Consider the following 17,972-nt stretch of genomic DNA (forward strand, 5'->3'; position numbering starts at 1 on the left):
TGACCATCACATGCGGGACATGCCCGCGCTTCTCCCAGCCTTGGAGCATAAAAAAAGGCGCGAGTTCAACTCGCGCCTTTTTTGGCAGCCAGCAGGAGGATCGATAGCCGTTATGGACGGTCGTCGACTTCCTTGTCAGTGGACACAGGAGGAATCAGGTCTTCGGAGCTCAGGTTCAGCCAGATCAGCACCACGTTGGCGATGTAGATCGACGAATAAGTACCCGCCAGAACACCGATAAACAGGGCAATGGAGAAGCCGAACAGGTTATCGCCACCGAAGAACAGCAGCGCCGCAATCGCCAGCAACGTGGAGATCGACGTCGCCATGGTCCGCAACAGGGTTTGCGTGGTCGAGATGTTGATGTTCTCGATCAGGCTGGCCTTGCGCAGCACCCGGAAGTTCTCACGAACCCGGTCAAATACCACGATGGTGTCGTTGAGCGAATAACCGATGATCGCCAATACCGCCGCCAGCACCGTCAGGTCGAAGGTGATCTGGAAGAACGACAGGATGCCGATGGTCACGATCACGTCGTGGATCAGCGAAACGATCGCGCCAACCGCAAACTTCCACTGAAAGCGGAACGCCAGGTAGATCAGGATGCCGCCCAGCGCCATCAGCATGCCGAGGCCGCCCTGGTCGCGCAGTTCTTCACCGACCTGCGGGCCGACAAACTCGACGCGCTTGACCGTCGCCGGGTTGTCGCCGCCGACCTTCAGCAGCGCTTCTGCCACCTGCTGGCCCAACTGCGGGTCTTCACCCGGCATGCGCACCAGCAAATCGGTGGTTGCACCGAAGCTCTGCACGATTGCCTCGTGATAACCCGAAGTGGCCAGCTGCTCACGCACCTTGGTGACATCGGCCGGACGCTCGTAGGTCAGCTCGATGAGCGTACCGCCGGTGAAGTCCAGGCCCCAGTTCATGCCCTTGGTGGCGACGCTGAACAAGGCCAGCACCGTAAGGAACAATGTGACGCCGAACGCAACGTTGCGAACGCCCATGAAGTTGATTGTACGTAACATGGCAGCCCCTTAAATCCACAACTTCTTGAAGTCACGACCGCCGAAGATCAGGTTGACCATCGCGCGGGTCACCATGATGGCCGTGAACATCGAGGTAAAGATCCCGAGGGACATGGTCACTGCGAAACCTTTGACCGGGCCGGTGCCCATCGCAAAGAGAATCCCGCCGACCAACAGTGTTGTCAGGTTGGCGTCGAGGATCGCGGTGAATGCCCGGCCGAAGCCTTCGTTGATTGCTCGCTGGATGGTCATGCCCGCCGCGATCTCTTCACGAATCCGCGAGAAGATCAGTACGTTGGCGTCGACCGCCATACCCATGGTCAGGACGATACCGGCGATACCCGGCAGGGTCAGCGTTGCACCCAACAGCGACATCAAGGCCAGCAGCAGCACCATGTTCACGGCCAGAGCGACGGTGGCGATGATGCCGAAGAAACGGTAGATGGCAATGATGAACAGCGAGACGAACAACATGCCCCACAGCGATGCATCGATACCTTTGGTGATGTTGTCGGCACCGAGGCTCGGGCCAATGGTGCGCTCTTCAGCGAAGTACATCGGCGCGGCCAGACCACCGGCACGCAACAGCAGCGCCAGCTCGGACGACTCGCCCTGACCGTTCAGGCCAGTGATGCGGAATTGAGCACCCAGCGGCGACTGGATAGTCGCCAGGCTGATGATCTTCTTCTCTTCTTTAAAGGTTTGAACCGCTACGTCTTTCTCGACGCCGTTCACCATTTGCTTGACGTAAGTGGTGACCGGGCGTTGCTCGATGAAGATCACCGCCATGCTGCGACCGACGTTGCTGCGAGTCGCACGACTCATCAGCTCGCCACCGTGGCCATCCAGACGGATGTTCACTTCTGGCGTACCTTGCTCACCGAAGCCGGCTTTGGCATCGGTTACCTGGTCGCCAGTGATGATCAGGCCACGCTCGATTTGCGCCGAAGGACGATTGCCCTCACGGAACTCGAAGGTTTCGGAAGTCGCTTTCGAAGCGCCCGGCTCAGCGGCCAGACGGAACTCAAGGTTGGCCGTCTTGCCGAGGATACGCTTGGCTTCGGCGGTGTCCTGCACGCCCGGCAGCTCAACCACGATGCGGTTGGCGCCCTGACGCTGGACGATCGGTTCGGCAACACCCAGTTCGTTGACGCGGTTACGTACCGTGGTCAAGTTCTGCTTGATGGAGTATTCGCGGATTTCCGCCAGCTTGGCCGGGGTCATCGCCAGACGCAGTACCGCCTGACCATTGAGGTCGGCCGGAACAATGTCGAAATCGCTGAAGTTCTTGCGGATCAGTGCACGGGCCTGTTCGCGGGACGCTTCATCACTGAAACCCAGCTGAATGGCACCGTCGAGTTGCGGCAGGCTGCGATAGCGCAGTTTCTCTTTACGCAACAGGCTCTTGACGTCGCCTTCGTAGACTTTCAGGCGCGCGTCGAGGGCTTTGTCCATGTCCACTTCGAGCAGGAAGTGCACACCACCGGACAAGTCCAGACCCAGCTTCATCGGGTGCGCGCCCAGGTTGCGCAGCCATTGCGGGGTGGTTTGCGCCAGGTTCAGTGCAACGACGTAGTCATCACCCAATGCCTTGCGTACGACATCCTTGGCCGGCAGTTGATCGCTAGCCTTGGTCAGACGGATAAGACCGCCCTTGCCGCTTTCTGCCAGTGTGGCAGCCTTGACTTCGATACCGGATGCCTTGAGCGCTGCGCTCACACGATCCAGATCAGCCTGATTGACCTGCAGCGCAGTGCTTGCGCCGCTGACCTGAATGGCCGGGTCATCAGGATATAAATTGGGAGCGGAATAAATCAGACCGACCGCCAGCACCGCCAGGATCAGAATGTATTTCCACAGAGGGTATTTGTTCAGCATCACGCCGCCCGCTTATGACGCGGGGCGCCTTGCGCGCCCCGTCGATTGAGTAGAAGTTGAAACTTAGATCGCTTTCAGCGTGCCTTTTGGCAGCGTGGCGGCAATGGCGCCTTTCTGGAACTTCATTTCGACGGTGTCGGACACTTCCAGTACCACGAAATCGTCAGCCACTTTAGTGATCTTGCCGGCGATACCACCGGTGGTCACAACTTCGTCGCCTTTTTGCAGGCTGCCCAGCAGGGTTTTCTGCTCTTTGGCGCGCTTGGCCTGTGGACGCCAGATCATCAGGTAGAAGATGACCAGGAAACCGACCAGGAAAATCCACTCAAAACCGCCACCCATTGGGCCGGCAGCGGCCGGTGCAGCAGCGTCAGCCATGGCATTCGAGATAAAAAAGCTCATTTAGCACTCCAGTTGCAAATGTTGAATCTTGGGGTCAGAAAACTCAGTTCAAAGGCGGAACGGGAAGCCCGCGTTTGGCGTAGAAGGCATCGACAAAGGCGGCCAATGTACCCTGTTGAATAGCCTCGCGCAAACCAGCCATAAGCACTTGATAATGACGCAAGTTATGGATGGTATTGAGCATGCTTCCCAGCATTTCGCCGCACTTGTCCAGATGATGCAGATAAGCGCGGGAGAAGTTCTGGCAGGTATAGCAATCGCAGGTCGGATCGAGCGGCGAATCATCATGGCGATGGAACGCGTTACGGATCTTCAGCACGCCGGTATCAATGAACAGATGCCCATTGCGGGCATTACGGGTTGGCATCACGCAATCGAACATGTCCACCCCGCGGCGCACACCCTCAACCAGATCTTCCGGTTTGCCAACGCCCATAAGGTAACGAGGTTTGTCAGCCGGCATCTGGCCCGGCAGGTAATCCAGCACCTTGATCATTTCGTGCTTGGGCTCGCCCACCGACAGACCGCCAATGGCCAGGCCGTCGAAACCAATCTGGTCGAGACCTTCCAGCGAACGCATGCGCAAATCCTGGTGCATGCCGCCCTGAACGATGCCGAACAGCGCCGCCGTGTTGTCGCCATGGGCTTCTTTCGAACGCTTGGCCCAACGCAACGACAGCTCCATCGAAATCCGTGCGACGTCTTCATCAGCCGGGTATGGCGTGCATTCGTCGAAAATCATCACGATGTCCGAGCCCAGATCGCGCTGTACCTGCATTGACTCTTCCGGGCCCATGAACACCTTGGCGCCGTCGACCGGAGAGGCGAAGGTCACGCCCTCCTCCTTGATCTTGCGCATCGCGCCGAGGCTGAACACCTGGAAACCGCCGGAGTCTGTAAGAATCGGGCCTTTCCACTGCATGAAATCGTGCAGGTCGCCGTGCTTCTTGATCACTTCGGTGCCAGGACGCAGCCACAGGTGGAAAGTGTTACCCAGAATGATTTCGGCGCCGGTCGCGGTGATATCCCGCGGCAGCATGCCCTTCACGGTGCCGTAAGTCCCGACCGGCATGAACGCCGGGGTCTCGACGGTACCGCGCGGGAAGGTCAAACGACCGCGACGAGCCTTGCCGTCAGTAGCAAGCAACTCAAACGACATACGACTTTGGCGACTCATTCTTTGTCCTCAGGGCCACGTGGTGCGGGATTACGGGTGATAAACATCGCATCACCGTAGCTGAAAAATCGGTATTGATGCTCGACGGCGGCTTTATAAGCGGCCATGGCTTCGGGATAACCGGCGAACGCCGAAACCAGCATCAACAGCGTGGATTCGGGCAAATGGAAGTTGGTGACCAGGGCATCGACCACATGAAACGGCCGGCCCGGGTAGATAAAGATGTCGGTGTCGCCACTGAACGGCTTGAGCACGCCATCGCGCGCGGCACTTTCCAGCGAACGCACGCTCGTGGTCCCCACCGCCACCACACGACCACCGCGAGCGCGGCAAGCGGCGACGGCATCGACCACGTCCTGGCCGACTTCAAGCCATTCGCTGTGCATGTGGTGGTCTTCGATCTTCTCGACCCGCACCGGCTGGAACGTACCCGCACCAACGTGCAAGGTCACGAACGCGGTTTCGACGCCCTTGGCGGCAATCGCCTCCATCAGCGGCTGATCAAAATGCAGCCCCGCCGTCGGCGCCGCGACCGCGCCCAGGCGCTCGGCGTACACCGTCTGATAACGCTCGCGGTCCGAGCCTTCATCCGGGCGGTCTATATAAGGAGGCAGCGGCATGTGCCCGACGCGGTCGAGCAGCGGCAACACCTCTTCGGCAAACCCCAGCTCGAACAACGCATCGTGACGCGCCAGCATCTCGGCCTCGCCACCGCCATCGATGAGGATCTTCGAACCCGGCTTCGGCGACTTACTGGACCGCACATGGGCCAGCACGCGGTGACTGTCGAGCACCCGCTCCACCAGAATTTCCAGCTTGCCGCCGGAAGCCTTCTGGCCAAACAGCCGCGCCGGAATCACCCGGGTATTGTTGAACACCATCAAATCGCCCGGGCGCAAATGCTCAAGCAAATCAGTGAATTGACGGTGTGCCAGGGCGCCGCTGACACCATCAAGGGTCAACAGGCGACTGTTGCGACGCTCGGCCAAAGGGTGGCGAGCAATCAGCGAATCAGGGAGTTCGAAAGTAAAGTCAGCAACGCGCATGATGGGGTTCGTCTAGCAGGGGCCGGAAGTCTAGCGGAAATAGTGAAAATTCTCCATGAAACGTGATTGACCGACGGTAATCTCATCTCTATACTTCGCCGCCATTGAGCCCTGATGGCGGAATTGGTAGACGCGGCGGATTCAAAATCCGTTTTCGCAAGAAGTGGGAGTTCGAGTCTCCCTCGGGGCACCATATAGCAGTACATGCAAGTCTCTACCAGACTTGCAGACCCAGAGAAACCGGCCACTTGAGCCGGTTTTTTTGTGCCTGACAATCTACCCCTGTCTCCCCCTATACGTTGTATCCCTGTATCCCTGCTTGTATCCTGAGAAAAATACCGAACTTTGGGATACAAGGATGAAGCGCGCAGACATCAAGCGCCGCCCTCTCGCTGATACCACGCTTGCGGGGCTGGAGCCTGAATCAAAGGAATACCGGGAATTGGACGGGAATGGTCTCTACTTCAGGGTCAAACCTGATGGTGGCAAATCCTGGCAACTCCGCTACAAACGTCCGGCGGGCAATTGGGCTTGGATGGGGCTCGGGGGTTACCCTGAAGTAAGTGGTGCGCTGGCACGAGACAAAGCCGCCGAACTGCGTAAAGTAGTGAGTAGCGGCGCCGATCCTCTCGAACAAAAGAGATCCGTAAAAGCTGCTATCGATGCGGCGAAAACTCGCACCTTCCGAGCTGCTGCAGATGCTTGGATCAAGTCGAAAGAGGAAAAGGGTCTTGCACCCTCCACTCTCAACAAAATCCGTACGTACCTCGACAAGGACATTCTCCCAGCATTAGGAGATAAGCCCCTCGACGAAATCACCCGTACCGATTGCGCAGAACTTCAGGCATCCATCGAAGCCCGAGATGCACACAATGTGGCGGAAAAGTGCCGCACCTGGATCAATCAGATCTTCGGACGAGCCATTGGCTTAGGACTGACTGAAAACGATCCGGGCAGCCGACTTCGCGATATTGCGGCCCAAGCCCCCAAGACTCAGCAACATCCGCATTTGCTGGAACCCGAGCTGGGTGAATTCCTCCAGGCTCTCAAAAACACCCCGAGCAGACTGACAGCCCGCACTGCTGCATGGCTTTGTGTATGGACGGCATCACGACCTGGCATGGTCCGCCTGGCTGAATGGAAGGAGTTTGATCTTGAGAAAGCCATTTGGACTACTCCATCCGCCAAGATGAAGATGCGCCGAGATTTTGCATGCCCCCTTCCCCACCAAGCTGTTACAGCACTGAAGGAGCTGCACTGTTTAACCGGTCGCAGTCGCTGGCTCTTCCCTGGGGTCGGAGCCAAAAATCCGACCATCAGCGAAAACACGATCAACAAGGTATTCGCTACCATCGGCTACAAAGGCCGACTAGTTGGACACGGGACTCGGCACACCGCGAGTACATTGCTTCGAGAACACGGCTGGCCGAAAGAACACGTCGAAGCGCAGCTTGCTCACAAAGAGGAAGGTATTTCAGGGGTGTACAACAAGGCTCAATACTTTGAGCAACGAGTGACAATGATGCAGTGGTATGCCGACTACCTCGATGGTCTGGAGCATGGAAATGTCCTTCATGTTCAGTTTGGGAAGGTGGTATGAGATCGCTTATCCATCACCCCTTCAAAAACGGTGTTACGCGTGTTACTGGTGTAACGGGCGACATCAAACCCTTGAATTTATTGAGCCTCACGCCTGTAACACTCTTGAGAGCGGTGGCATACGCGTCGTGTAACGCTACACATCCGTGTAACGCCAAAAGCGCATCATTCTCACTGTTGGCTAACCATTTCCGTCGTATGCGAGAACGCTCGGTGCGCTGGGTGTGCCACAGAAACACAGGGCGTGGGATGGCTCGGGGTGAAATGGCACAGAGATTGTTCGTGTGACAGTGATCCATATTCAAGAATCCTGCGAACGCCCTAAGCCCTCAGCAAGCCTGATCGAATTCCTCGCTACCCAACCGCTCTACGCGCTCTGTCGTGAGCAGGTCATGAACGTCTGCCACCTGATTGATCAGTGCTGCCTACGCATTCAAACGGACGATATCAATAGCGACCTAAATACCCTGTGCATCCAAACAACCAGGCACGAAGAAGCTATTTTCCAGTACGCCTCAACCGATACCTCTGCACGCTTGGCTGATTGGGTTAGGCAATACGGTGGCTGCCCATCAGCTACAGACGATCAGGCACATGCGGCCTACATCATGGCCTGTGCGGTGAAAGCACTGGAGGCTCTCAGCGACTGGATGCGCGTTGCGGAGCAAGACGCTTGGTCGCACACGAAAGAGATACCGGATTGGCCTTGGGATCTTTACTGCGAGTTTGTAGAAATGCAGGTCAACTCGGATGAGCGTATCGAGGCGCTCGAACATTACGTGATGTACCTAGAGCCGATCTCCTCCCTGCCATCGTTACAGGATGACGAGTTGCTACCCTTTGCGGTAGAGGCGATCAAGAACGCAGTTAGGCGAAAAGGTGGCGTGCTCAGTGGCAAGGATCGGAATGAGGAAATCAGCGATCGTGACGCCGCTATCGTCAACCATGCACGGAGCCTGCTGAAGAAGGGTATGTCGCATCGGAATGTCACAACAGCGACGCATTGTTGGCTTGAAAGGGAAATAGCGAAACCCATAAAACAACGCCCTGAATGGGTCCCCCTCGAAACGGAAAAAGCACTAACCCGCAAACAGGTGAACTCCATACTGAAACGCTACTGGGTGATGTAAACCAGAAATTTCAAATGGAAGTGAACTGCTCACCACATTTCAACGCTTAGATCATTGCTCTCGTCAGTCCAAACTAGCCGAGAGCAATACCTATGAGCCCAAACGTAACCCCCCTTTCCAGCAAAGCCCCGAAGCATCCCGCAACGCTGTTTGATGCCGCCTCCACCCTAATTCGTATGCGCGAAGTCGAGGGTATCGTCGGCATGAAACGCTCCACTATCTACAAGCTCATGCAGCGCCCCGAATGCGGCTTCCCACAGCCAGTCAAACTGAGCACCAGTACCGCACGCGGCGCGCCGGTCGCGTGGGTGCTTGCCGAAGTTCAAGCCTGGGCACGGGGCCGCATTGAAGCCCGTGATCAGGTGGCCGCATGAGACGTAGCCACTGCCCTTTCAAGGGACCCTTTCTCGATTCCTACAGCGTCGGATTCCGTCTCTATCGACCTGATGCTATCAACTGGCGGCATCGCACCATCGCAGGTGTGAGCTGGAGCGGGGAAGAACAAGAAGCCTTCTTTTTCAACCCTGATGGCCTGGTCCTTCCGCTTAAACCCAATCCGTGGGAATTGCCTGAACTGCTCCGCAAAACCGCGGTACGCAGAGAGTTTTCCAGCATCCACGGTACGGGCCATTTCGCGATGAAAGAGGGCCGCCGCACCGCCCTGAAATCGCTGTGTTTGACCGACTGGGTCACCTACTGGCTGGCCGATCAATCGACTGGTTACGCGAACGATCCGGCGGTGTGGCGACACATCACTGAACAGGACCTTGCCGAGGAAAAAACCGCAAGCGAACGGCTGCACCGTGAAATGAAGTTGACCTCGGACCTGTCCGAATACGTGGATGAATGCCTGGCACAACGGCGGGAGCTGCTCGCGGTAGAACATCGCCGACGGTGCGTCGAGGACAGCAAGATCCTGGCTTGGCTCAAAGGCGAAACGCCGCTACCGCTGTTTGCCAATGTGCAGGAGGCAGCATGACCCCGACCTTTCTGCCCCACCAAGCATTGGATCTTGTCGGTGCACTTCGAGAATCTCAGCCTTCTAACGCAGAGATCAAGGGTCGCCGGCGCTTGCTTGCCCTCCGCGATCAAGCGATCTCGGCCGGCGCTCAGGTGCTGATCGTGCAGTGGCATGACCTGGAGTGGACGCTGTTAGCCATTCAGCCGCCCGCAGACGTGGTGATCAGCGACGCTCGCGAACTGATTCCCAACCTGCTGCGCAACCCCGAAGCGCTACAGCAGATGCGGCAACGCGCCGGCCAAGGCAACCACCTGCAATGGCTCACGCTCGCCCGCCCCGTCACTACCCAGCACTAACGAAAACGCCCCCGGGAGCGATCCGGGGGCGTTGAGGTAAATCTACATGCCCGCACAATTTATGTCGCATCGAAAAAATGCGCAAGATCTCCGCACAGTTGCACTTTTGAAAACAGGACGTTACTCTCTGACTGTCGCTGCAAATTCAGCGGTTGGGCTTGGCGGCCCAAACAGTACAAGGCGCAACAGCGCCCCCATTACGATTGCAGGCGCTTTTTTTGTGCCCGCATTCCTGTGTTATGGCGGGTTGCGTAGGAGCACCCTCGGGTGCGCCGGTCTCCTTGTACGCCGGTCCGCCAATCCTGCGCAATCCGTCACCCAAATCTGCTTGGCGGCAGACGGTGACGGTTCCTCAGTACAAGGAGCCTCACATGCTAGACGCCCTCAATCCGTCCAAAAATCGCGCCGCTGCCCATCGTGCAATGGCTCTCGCCGCTTTACACGCCAATTCCAGCCTCGCTACACGCCTCACCCGATACAACGCCCATATGGCCAAAGCCCGCGCACTCGAAACCGCAGGCGGTGCCCAATGAATCACGCCCTGAGCTTCTCCCTGCCCGAGGATCTGCTTTGCGTCCACAAAGGCGCCGAAGCCGGTGTGCCGATTGACGCCATCACCTGTGCAGTGGATCGAGCCAACTCTGTGCTCTTGCTTCTTGAAGATCAGTTCGAGTGCGACGGACCACGTCTGGCCAACCATGTCATCGCGGCGGCGCTGTGGGACGTTCGAGGGACGTTGGGACTGATCCGCACCCTCGCCGTGCACGCCGACAACTCCACTCGGCCACCCGTGAGTGGAGGCGCCCAATGAACCCTTCCATTGCGATCAATACCGTGGGGGGCGCCACCTTTGCCAAGTGCAACGCTCAGAATCAGCCACTGTTCCGTATCAATGCCGGCATATCGTGCGAGGAAGCGCTCGAACAAGCTTCTCTACTCATGGATTGTGTAAACAAGCTCACTTTCTTGAGCGGCATGGAGAATGACAACGACGCGATGGTCTGGGCTTCGCATTATTTGAGCGAGATGGCCAAAGCCATCATTGATGACGTTACCAGCGGGTTGCAATTGGCCCAAGGCGGTGGCGTATGAAGGCCTCTACCTCCAATGCCCGTCGCCCCACGTTCGCCCAAGTCAAAGCCGGTGCGCTGCAGAACATTGATCGCGTGCTAGCCCATTGGCTGCCCAACGGCAAACGCGTCGACGGCGGCAAGGAATACACCGCTGCCAACCCCACCCGCGCCGACAAGCGCGCCGGCTCCCTCAAGGTCAACTTGAGCAAAGGCACCTGGGCGGATTTTGCCACCGGTGACAAGGGCGGCGATCTGATCGATCTGGTGCGCTATCTCGATGGCGGCACCGACGTCGAAGCCTGCAACAAGCTGGCGGATCTGCTGCACGTTACCGCTTGGACGGCTGAATCGAAGCCAAGCCCCAGCAAAAGCAAAACACCGGAATGGCTGGCCATACAGCCGATCCCGGCCGAGGCCATGAGCAAGTGCCCGGCCAAACACCGACAGCACGGCGCACCTTCGAAAGTCTGGATGTATCGCGACGCTCAGGGCCAGCCGGTCATGGCGCTCTACCGCTTCGATTTGGGCCCGGATGAAGACGGCAAGCCCCGCAAGGTGTTTGCCCCGTTGACCTGGTGCCAACGTGCCGACGGTCAAACGCAGCAATGGCGCTGGCAAGGCTTGCCGGAGCCGCGTCCACTGCTGCACCTGCATGAACTGGCGCAACGCGCAGAGGCTCCAGTCATTCTGTGCGAAGGCGAAAAGGCCGCCGACGCTGCGGCGGAGCTGCTGCCCAGCTACGTGGCCACGTGCTGGCCGAACGGTTCGAACTCCTGGCACAAAGCTGACCTGACACCGCTCAAAGGTCGGTCCGTGGTGGTGTGGCCAGACAACGACGCTAGTGGCAAAAGCTGCATGGACGCCATCGCCAAACAACTGCAACAGATCGGTGCCGCGTCGGTGCGCGTGATCGCCCTGAACGTCTTCAAACGCAAGCCCACGTTCACGAATGACCAACCGACGTTCGCCAAGGGTGACCAATGGGAAGACGGTGACGACGCGGCCGATGCCCAAGCCAAAGGCTGGACGGCGGCGCACGTCGCCGAGTTGGAACGCAGCGGCGAACTGTTCGGTGTTGAGCCGGAAAAAGCACCGGCTGAATCACCGGAAGTTAAAGCCAAACCAGCGAGCAAGCGCGCCACCAAACCCAAAAACGATCTGCTGCCCGGTGGCTTTCGCCTAACAGCCGAAGGCGTGTTTTATTCCGGTGACGATGGCGAGGCCCGCCCCGTGTGTTCGCCGCTGGAAATCCTGGCGCGCACCCGTGATGCACAGGGGCATAACTGGGGTTTGCTGGTCGAGTTCGACGATCCCGACGGCGCCAAAAAACGCTGGAACATTCCGGCGCGGACCATGACCGGCGACTTCGGCAAGGACGTGCTAGGTCCACTGGTGGACATGGGTTTGCGTCTCGCCGGCAGTCGCTCCGGTCGCAATGCCCGCAACGACCTGCAGAGTTACCTCGGCGGCTTCGAGAGCGCCCAGCGCGCACGCTTGGTCACCCGTTTGGGCTGGCATGACAGCGCCTTCTTGCTGCCCGAACAGCAGGTCGGCTTGCACACCGAACACCTGCACTTCTATGAGGCCGGCGCGCAGCTTCCGCCCATCAGCGAAGCCGGCACCCTGGAACAGTGGCAAGAGCAGATCGGCGCCTTGTGCATCGGCAATCACCGCTTGGCGTTTGTGGCCAGCGTGGCGTTTGCCGGTCCGCTGTTGCACATGCTCGGCCATGAGTCGGGTGGCTTCCACCTCTACGGAGATAGCTCGGGCGGCAAGACCACGCACCTGCAAGTGGCCGCCTCGATCTACGGTGGGCCGCGTCTGGTGCGCTCCTGGCGCTCGACCGATAACGCCTTGGAATCCATCGCCGCCGCGCACTCCGACGGGCTCCTGGTGCTGGATGAAATCGGCATGTGTGACCCGCGCATCATTGGCGAAACGGTGTACATGCTCGGCAACGGCACCGGTAAGGCTCGCGCCAATGATCGCGGACAAGCCGGCCGCCAGGTGCAGGAGTGGCGTTTGCTGTTTCTCTCGACTGGCGAGAAGACCTTGGCGCAGCACATGGCTGAAGCCAACAAGGAACTGAAAGCCGGTATGGAAGTGCGCATGCTTGCCGTACCAGCGGATGCCAGCAAGGGCCTGGGCATGTTCGACGTACTGAACGGCTTTGATGACGCCGCCGCCCTCTCCGATGCACTCAAGGCACGGGTGGCCAAGTACTACGGCACACCGCTCACCGCCTTCCTGTCGGCCCTCTGTGAGCCCGGTAAGCGACATGCTTGGTCGGCGATCCTGCGCCACACCTTGGAGGGGTTCATCGCCAAAGCGCTACCTGCCTCGGCCAGCGGTCAGGCGCATCGTGCGGCGGCCCGTTTCGGTCTGGCCGCAGCAGCCGGCGAACTGGCCACCGCGATGGGGATTACCGGCTGGCCCGATGGCGCCGCCACCACCGCAGCTCGGGTGTGCCTCAGTGCCTGGATGAATGAGCGCGGCGGGGCTGGCAACTTGGAAGGGGACGCGATCTTGGCGCGGTTGCGTCAGGTCATCGAGCGCTTCGGTGAAAGCCGTTTCACCCGCTGGGAGTCGGCCGCCGCGAAGATCGATGAGCACGGTCCACGCACCATTGACCGGCTGGGTTTTCGCAAGACGCTGGAGCATGGCCTCGGTGACGCGTTGCACACCACCAACACCTACTACGTGTTGCCGGAGGCTTGGCGCTCCGAGGTGTTCAAAGGCATGAACATCAACGCAGTGAACAAGGAGCTGATACGCCGTGGCGTCCTTGAGCCAGGTCCCAACGGCAAAGCCTCCTGCGCCGTCCGTTTACCCGGGATGGGCATACAGCGTTGCTACGTGGTGAAGACCGTGCCGGTAGCGGATGAGAGCGAGGCTCAGGCCGCCTGACGGCGGGCCTACTGACTGAGGTAGAGCCGGCTTAATCGGCCTCGCCAGCCACTCCAAACCCCAATTAAATCATCAGGACAAAACTCATGAACCGAATTGAACAACTGAAAGACGCACGCGCCAATAAAGTCATCGAAATGGAGGCGCTCAAAAAGGAAATACCACCTTTTGAGTCAGCGCTTCACAGCGAGGACGTCATTAACAACGGCCGAGAGAGCGACGTCAGGCATGAAATCAGCAGTCGCCAAATCAAAATCGACTCAATCGATCATCAGATCTTCCGACTCGACCAAACGCTGGACCGCCTGGAGAAGCTGGCCAACCGAGAAAGCTTGATGGAAGGCTACATTACCGACATGGCTAACTGGATGGCGGATGAGCTGGAGCTTAACGATAAACGGCAAAGCCTGAGCACTCGCCTGGAGGAAATTCGTCAGCAAGCACAGGAGGAGATTACCAGCGCACGGCAGGCTGAGACTCAGGCGGCTACCGCTTACGCACAGGCCGTGGCGTGGGGCGACGTCGACGGCGAAAAAGCAGCTAGCACCGACGCTCAGAAAGCCGCGAAAAACCTCAGTACCGCCACCGAACAACATCGCCGCCAGCTCCTGATCATCACCGCCTTGGAGCAAGAGCTGGCCATCGTAGACCGACACATCAGCGAGGCTCAGGTAGAACACCAAAAAATTGAGGATACAGCCTTGCGGCTGGTCCACAACGCGCTGGAGGAAGCGTGGAATGAAGCCGCCCAAGCGCTGCTAGATGTGGGAGGCAAGCTGTACGCCGCAGCTCGGCTGATAGGCCGTGACCCGGTGTCCTTAATGAAGCTCGACATCCCGGAGCAAGGTGAAAACTTCGGCAGTTGGAGGTGGAGCGAACTGGCGGACCGTGGCCGCCAGCATCGCACGCGCGATCTGCTCTCGATGTAACTGCAGATTACCCCGAAACAGCCTGCAATCGCGGGCTGTTTAAATCACTCCAAGGATCGAAGTCATGAACACAGCGATAGAAAACAGCTCATCCCTAACCGAAACGCTTCAAGCGAGAAAAGCCCACCTGACCGCCCTACTCAAGATCGTGGATACCAAAATCGGAAAAAGCACAGCGATGCAGAAGCTCACCATCACTGCGATCAAGGCAGAAATGGGGCTAATCGAGCATAAGCTGAAAAAACGGTAATGAAGATAAACGGAAGCTCGCAAAAGCTTCCGTTGCATTCAAATTCCGCAGCCAGCTTCCAGGCAATAGCGGCAGTCAGCTCCAGCAATGTGGAGCAAAACTAAGCTATTGAAAAATGTGTCCACAAAATTGAGAACTACATCAGCTTAACGGAGCTTGAATATTATAAAAACAACCTAGCACCCAAACTCCGTATAGCTTGTCCTTCCCAAAAACAACTCCTAGGAATATTAGTTAAATATCAAGATCAGGATGCAGACTTAAGTTTTTGGCTGGCTTCCTCTAACGAGTTATGTACTTCAACCCTAGAATCATCTAAGCCCTCAATGATATCTGCCAAAATACTTTTACACTCAGAGTAATTAGCGGCAAGCTCTTTTTTTCGGCGCGAACTCAACCCCTCGGCGGTATAATTTAAAAACACTGAGTTTGCAGCTTCAGCGAGACGATAATAATTCACACTTCTAATATCGCCAGCCTTAATCGCCTTCTGCATAGCCTTCAAGGCAGTGTAATCCTCACGCTCTTGGGAGCAAACTTTCCAGAGAGCGTCAAGAACACTAACTGAGAGCTCTTTCAGCTCGTGCTTAAGGGCGCCGTGGCTTTTCCTAAACGCCTTTGATACGTCATCATAAGCACCCGCTAAAAGCTCTATTTGTCGGGCGACTGACCCCACCACACAAGAGAGCAAAAGTTTAGCTTCAGCCGATCTTCTAAACCACTTCGTACTGGCTAGCTTTCCGTCAATTATCGCCAGCCGACAAACATCTACGAGTTCAGACTTATTACCTACTCGAGCCTCAACTTGAAACCAAAGATCAAATAGCAACTCTTTCCTTTGCCCGTGTAGATACGCATCTTTAAAGGCGCTCCGTACGGAATTTATTTCCGCTCCAGGATCAAAAGAGTCGATCTGCGCTAATGCCAACAGAAGATCTGGATTGTTTTTGTACTGCTGTTTCCGCAATAACGACTTGATGGTCGCACGCGCCTTTAAAAAGTCATACTCTTTAAGGAGTGCAACAGATTGACGAATTGCTTCTCCCACCGCCACCTGACTACTCTGAGAAGAGTTGGCCCTTAAAGCCTGGGCCCTTCCCTTAACATATCCAAGGTAGCGATCAGCATTAGTTACCACCTCATCCTTGAGGGACAAGGTTAAATTAACAATTGATTGAGAGCATTTGAAGCGAGGTTCTGATTCAATAAATGAAGCTGATTGCAAAAGAAATAGTCGACCCAACTCTAATATGGCGTCTTCGATTAACAGCTGCTCCAACTCCGTATAATGCCTAAGCTCAGCCAGAGAGCAAGATCCAATGAATGAGATCGTCAGCAGAATCTTCCTAGCTTCAGGACTCAACTGATGAATTTCTCGACGAAGAGCCGCACTCCGTACCGCCTCACCCTTTTTGCCTTGCCACTCAGCTATCGCTTTATCTATAGAATATCCGACACGGCACAAGCGAAGAATAGATTCAGTAAATAAAGGCGATCCTTCAGACGCCTCTTCTAGTTTCCTTATTGACTTTGAGGTAATACCTTCAAACCCCATAGATGACTTAAGCTCATCAATGTAATGGACGTATTCCTCTCCTGACAAGCCAGGCACTTCGATAGCGGTATCAGATGAGTAACTTACATTTGATCGCGTAGTCAGAAGTATTTTTGAATTACTTCCGCCAATTTCACGAGCAGTTTCCATGATTCTTTTCTGCTCATCGACGTCCGCTGAATCGACATCATCAACCACAATAAACGAAGGGAAGGTTTGCAAATTCTGTCTAGCAAGCCTTTTTAGCTGATTGATGGAAACATCCTCTAACTCTGAATCTAAAGTCCCTGTTTTTTGACAAATAGCAACTAAAAGAGTTTCAAGGTTGGAGTAGTGTGTTTCCGGGGTCCCAATAAAGCCGTCCATACCAGCTTTAAACTGCTGAGTCTTGGCGGTTAACCAAATGATCTGATCAAATAGCGGAGCGCCGGTTGACGCTATCAATTGACAAAACTCATACGCGATAGAGGTTTTACCTTTTCCGCCTTCTCCGGCCAAAACCTTCGCATACTGAAATTCGTCAGACAACCAAGCCCAGAGCTTCTGAATTATTTCTACACGTCCAACAAAATTGGGGCAAACAAAATTTCGATCGGGGAGATTATGATCAAGTAGATTTATCTTCTTAACAAAACGGCCTTCCAGCAGTGCGAGTAAATCACGACCACTTGTGAGAAACTCAAAGTCAGCATGAGTCACCGCTTGTTTACACTCGTCCCCGGCGCGATAAAGAGTTGCTCCCTCGCTGAAAATCTGTTTGTTTTTTGCATCGTCTGCCCTTTTACTGGCAGATATGGTATGCAATTGCTCTGGCCGCTTAGGCACATGAAGCAACCCTATGGTGACAGAGGGAGATCCATAGGGAATTTCGATAATACTTATGTCAAGACGCTGACCAAAATACTTATCAAGTTGACCCTTAAGTTTTTGTACATTTAATCCGTTCGGTTCAACTCCAACAAGTTCAAATCGTTGGTCTTTCTCCACCTCCTTTACACCGTATACTATATAACCACCATAAGTATTATAGAAACTCGCGATAGATCGCACAGTCTTTGAATAATCATGCGCGCTATCCTCATAAACCTCTTTATAGTCCCAGAGCTCACACTCGATAGGCACAGGATTGTAATTAGGAATTATAAGATTTAAAACCGCCTCAGACAAAGCGCCAGCCTGAATTTTTGTATAAATCTCTTTCTTTAACTCCGTAACATTCATGGCCATTCCTTGTACACGCTAATAGGGACTTAATTATTGAAATCTGACTGCTAATGACTATTGTTTTCTAGCAAATGTAGGGTTGAAGATACGATCAACACGCCTTAAGGCGTCAAAAAGCCACTACACGATCTGATATACCACTTCTCACGGTGTTTGCACAACGGCAAAGGGTTTTGTGCTAACGGAATGAAAGCGAAGATATCCCTTCTCATACGCTGTTGCTGGGTAGCTGTGGGTCGATTGCGGCTCTTCCTGACAGACCGCTAACGGCCCAGGTTGTGTAAAAACGCAGGTCCTGTTTTCAAGTCTGTGTCGCTAAGCAAAATCTGCCAGTGATTGGCGGCAGCTCAGTGGACCTAAAATCTGCGTAGGCGAGCAAATTTCGTTCAGAATCAGACCGTCAAACCTGCTCTAAACGTCTTTACACAGCCTCGGCCAAAAGAGGATGTTCGACGGAGAC

Annotated in this window: 16 protein-coding genes and 1 tRNA gene; 11 read left to right on the forward strand and 6 right to left on the reverse strand. The window is 55.8% G+C overall.

Going from position 1 to position 17,972, the window contains the following annotated elements; translation table 11 throughout:
* Positions 1–110: 110 nt before the first annotated feature.
* The 5 genes from secF to queA form a co-directional block, all read right to left on the reverse strand.
* Complete coding sequence (gene secF / locus F8N62_RS05925) at positions 111–1,025, reverse strand: protein translocase subunit SecF (protein WP_150710068.1); 915 nt, start codon at positions 1,023–1,025, stop codon at positions 111–113.
* A 9-nt stretch (positions 1,026–1,034) separates the two neighbouring features.
* Positions 1,035–2,903 carry a protein translocase subunit SecD gene (gene secD, locus F8N62_RS05930; protein WP_150710069.1) on the reverse strand — a complete coding sequence of 623 codons (1,869 nt, stop codon included), beginning with the start codon at positions 2,901–2,903 and terminating at the stop codon, positions 1,035–1,037.
* A gap of 63 nt (positions 2,904–2,966) precedes the next feature.
* Positions 2,967–3,305, reverse strand: coding sequence for a preprotein translocase subunit YajC (gene yajC / locus F8N62_RS05935; protein ID WP_131059389.1), 339 nt, complete (start codon positions 3,303–3,305; stop codon positions 2,967–2,969).
* Positions 3,306–3,348: 43 nt separating this feature from the next.
* Positions 3,349–4,464 (reverse strand): tRNA guanosine(34) transglycosylase Tgt, encoded by a 1,116-nt coding sequence (tgt, locus tag F8N62_RS05940; RefSeq protein WP_191632353.1) that lies wholly within the window; start codon positions 4,462–4,464, stop codon positions 3,349–3,351.
* A 14-nt stretch (positions 4,465–4,478) separates the two neighbouring features.
* Positions 4,479–5,528, reverse strand: coding sequence for a tRNA preQ1(34) S-adenosylmethionine ribosyltransferase-isomerase QueA (queA, locus tag F8N62_RS05945; RefSeq protein ID WP_150710071.1), 1,050 nt, complete (start codon positions 5,526–5,528; stop codon positions 4,479–4,481).
* A gap of 108 nt (positions 5,529–5,636) precedes the next feature.
* Here queA and F8N62_RS05950 point away from each other — a divergent pair.
* The 11 genes from F8N62_RS05950 to F8N62_RS06005 all read left to right on the forward strand — a co-directional run bounded on the left by F8N62_RS05950 (position 5,637) and on the right by F8N62_RS06005 (position 14,733).
* Positions 5,637–5,721 (forward strand) — tRNA-Leu (locus F8N62_RS05950).
* Between the two features lie 165 nt (positions 5,722–5,886).
* Entirely contained in the window at positions 5,887–7,128 is a 1,242-nt protein-coding gene (locus F8N62_RS05955; RefSeq protein ID WP_150710072.1) for a tyrosine-type recombinase/integrase, read from the forward strand.
* A 283-nt stretch (positions 7,129–7,411) separates the two neighbouring features.
* Positions 7,412–8,257, forward strand: coding sequence for a hypothetical protein (locus F8N62_RS05960; protein ID WP_150710073.1), 846 nt, complete (start codon positions 7,412–7,414; stop codon positions 8,255–8,257).
* Between the two features lie 92 nt (positions 8,258–8,349).
* Positions 8,350–8,631: a helix-turn-helix transcriptional regulator gene (locus tag F8N62_RS05965; protein ID WP_150710074.1), complete on the forward strand. Its 282-nt coding sequence runs from the start codon at positions 8,350–8,352 to the stop codon at positions 8,629–8,631.
* Positions 8,628–9,236: a hypothetical protein gene (locus F8N62_RS05970; protein ID WP_150710075.1), complete on the forward strand. Its 609-nt coding sequence runs from the start codon at positions 8,628–8,630 to the stop codon at positions 9,234–9,236. Before F8N62_RS05965 ends, F8N62_RS05970 begins: the two co-directional genes overlap by 4 nt.
* Entirely contained in the window at positions 9,233–9,574 is a 342-nt protein-coding gene (locus F8N62_RS05975) for a hypothetical protein (RefSeq protein ID WP_150710076.1), read from the forward strand. Before F8N62_RS05970 ends, F8N62_RS05975 begins: the two co-directional genes overlap by 4 nt.
* A gap of 529 nt (positions 9,575–10,103) precedes the next feature.
* Positions 10,104–10,385 carry a hypothetical protein gene (locus F8N62_RS05985; protein ID WP_150710077.1) on the forward strand — a complete coding sequence of 94 codons (282 nt, stop codon included), beginning with the start codon at positions 10,104–10,106 and terminating at the stop codon, positions 10,383–10,385.
* A complete protein-coding gene (locus F8N62_RS05990; protein ID WP_095127669.1) occupies positions 10,382–10,666 on the forward strand; it encodes a DUF3077 domain-containing protein in 285 nt (94 codons plus the stop codon). The genes F8N62_RS05985 and F8N62_RS05990 overlap by 4 nt, the downstream gene beginning before the upstream one ends.
* A complete protein-coding gene (locus F8N62_RS05995) occupies positions 10,663–13,554 on the forward strand; it encodes a DUF927 domain-containing protein (RefSeq protein ID WP_150710078.1) in 2,892 nt (963 codons plus the stop codon). Before F8N62_RS05990 ends, F8N62_RS05995 begins: the two co-directional genes overlap by 4 nt.
* An 86-nt stretch (positions 13,555–13,640) precedes the next feature.
* Positions 13,641–14,483 (forward strand): chromosome segregation protein SMC, encoded by an 843-nt coding sequence (locus F8N62_RS06000; RefSeq protein ID WP_150710079.1) that lies wholly within the window; start codon positions 13,641–13,643, stop codon positions 14,481–14,483.
* Positions 14,484–14,547: 64 nt separating this feature from the next.
* Entirely contained in the window at positions 14,548–14,733 is a 186-nt protein-coding gene (locus F8N62_RS06005) for a hypothetical protein (RefSeq protein ID WP_150710080.1), read from the forward strand.
* Between the two features lie 247 nt (positions 14,734–14,980).
* Here the strand turns inward: F8N62_RS06005 and F8N62_RS06010 are convergent, their stop codons facing one another.
* Complete coding sequence (locus F8N62_RS06010; RefSeq protein WP_191632348.1) at positions 14,981–17,509, reverse strand: ATP-binding protein; 2,529 nt, start codon at positions 17,507–17,509, stop codon at positions 14,981–14,983.
* Between the last annotated feature and the right edge of the window lie 463 nt (positions 17,510–17,972).

The sequence above is a fragment of the Pseudomonas fluorescens genome, from assembly GCF_902497785.1.
Taxonomy (GTDB): Bacteria; Pseudomonadota; Gammaproteobacteria; order Pseudomonadales; family Pseudomonadaceae; genus Aquipseudomonas; species Aquipseudomonas fluorescens_BO.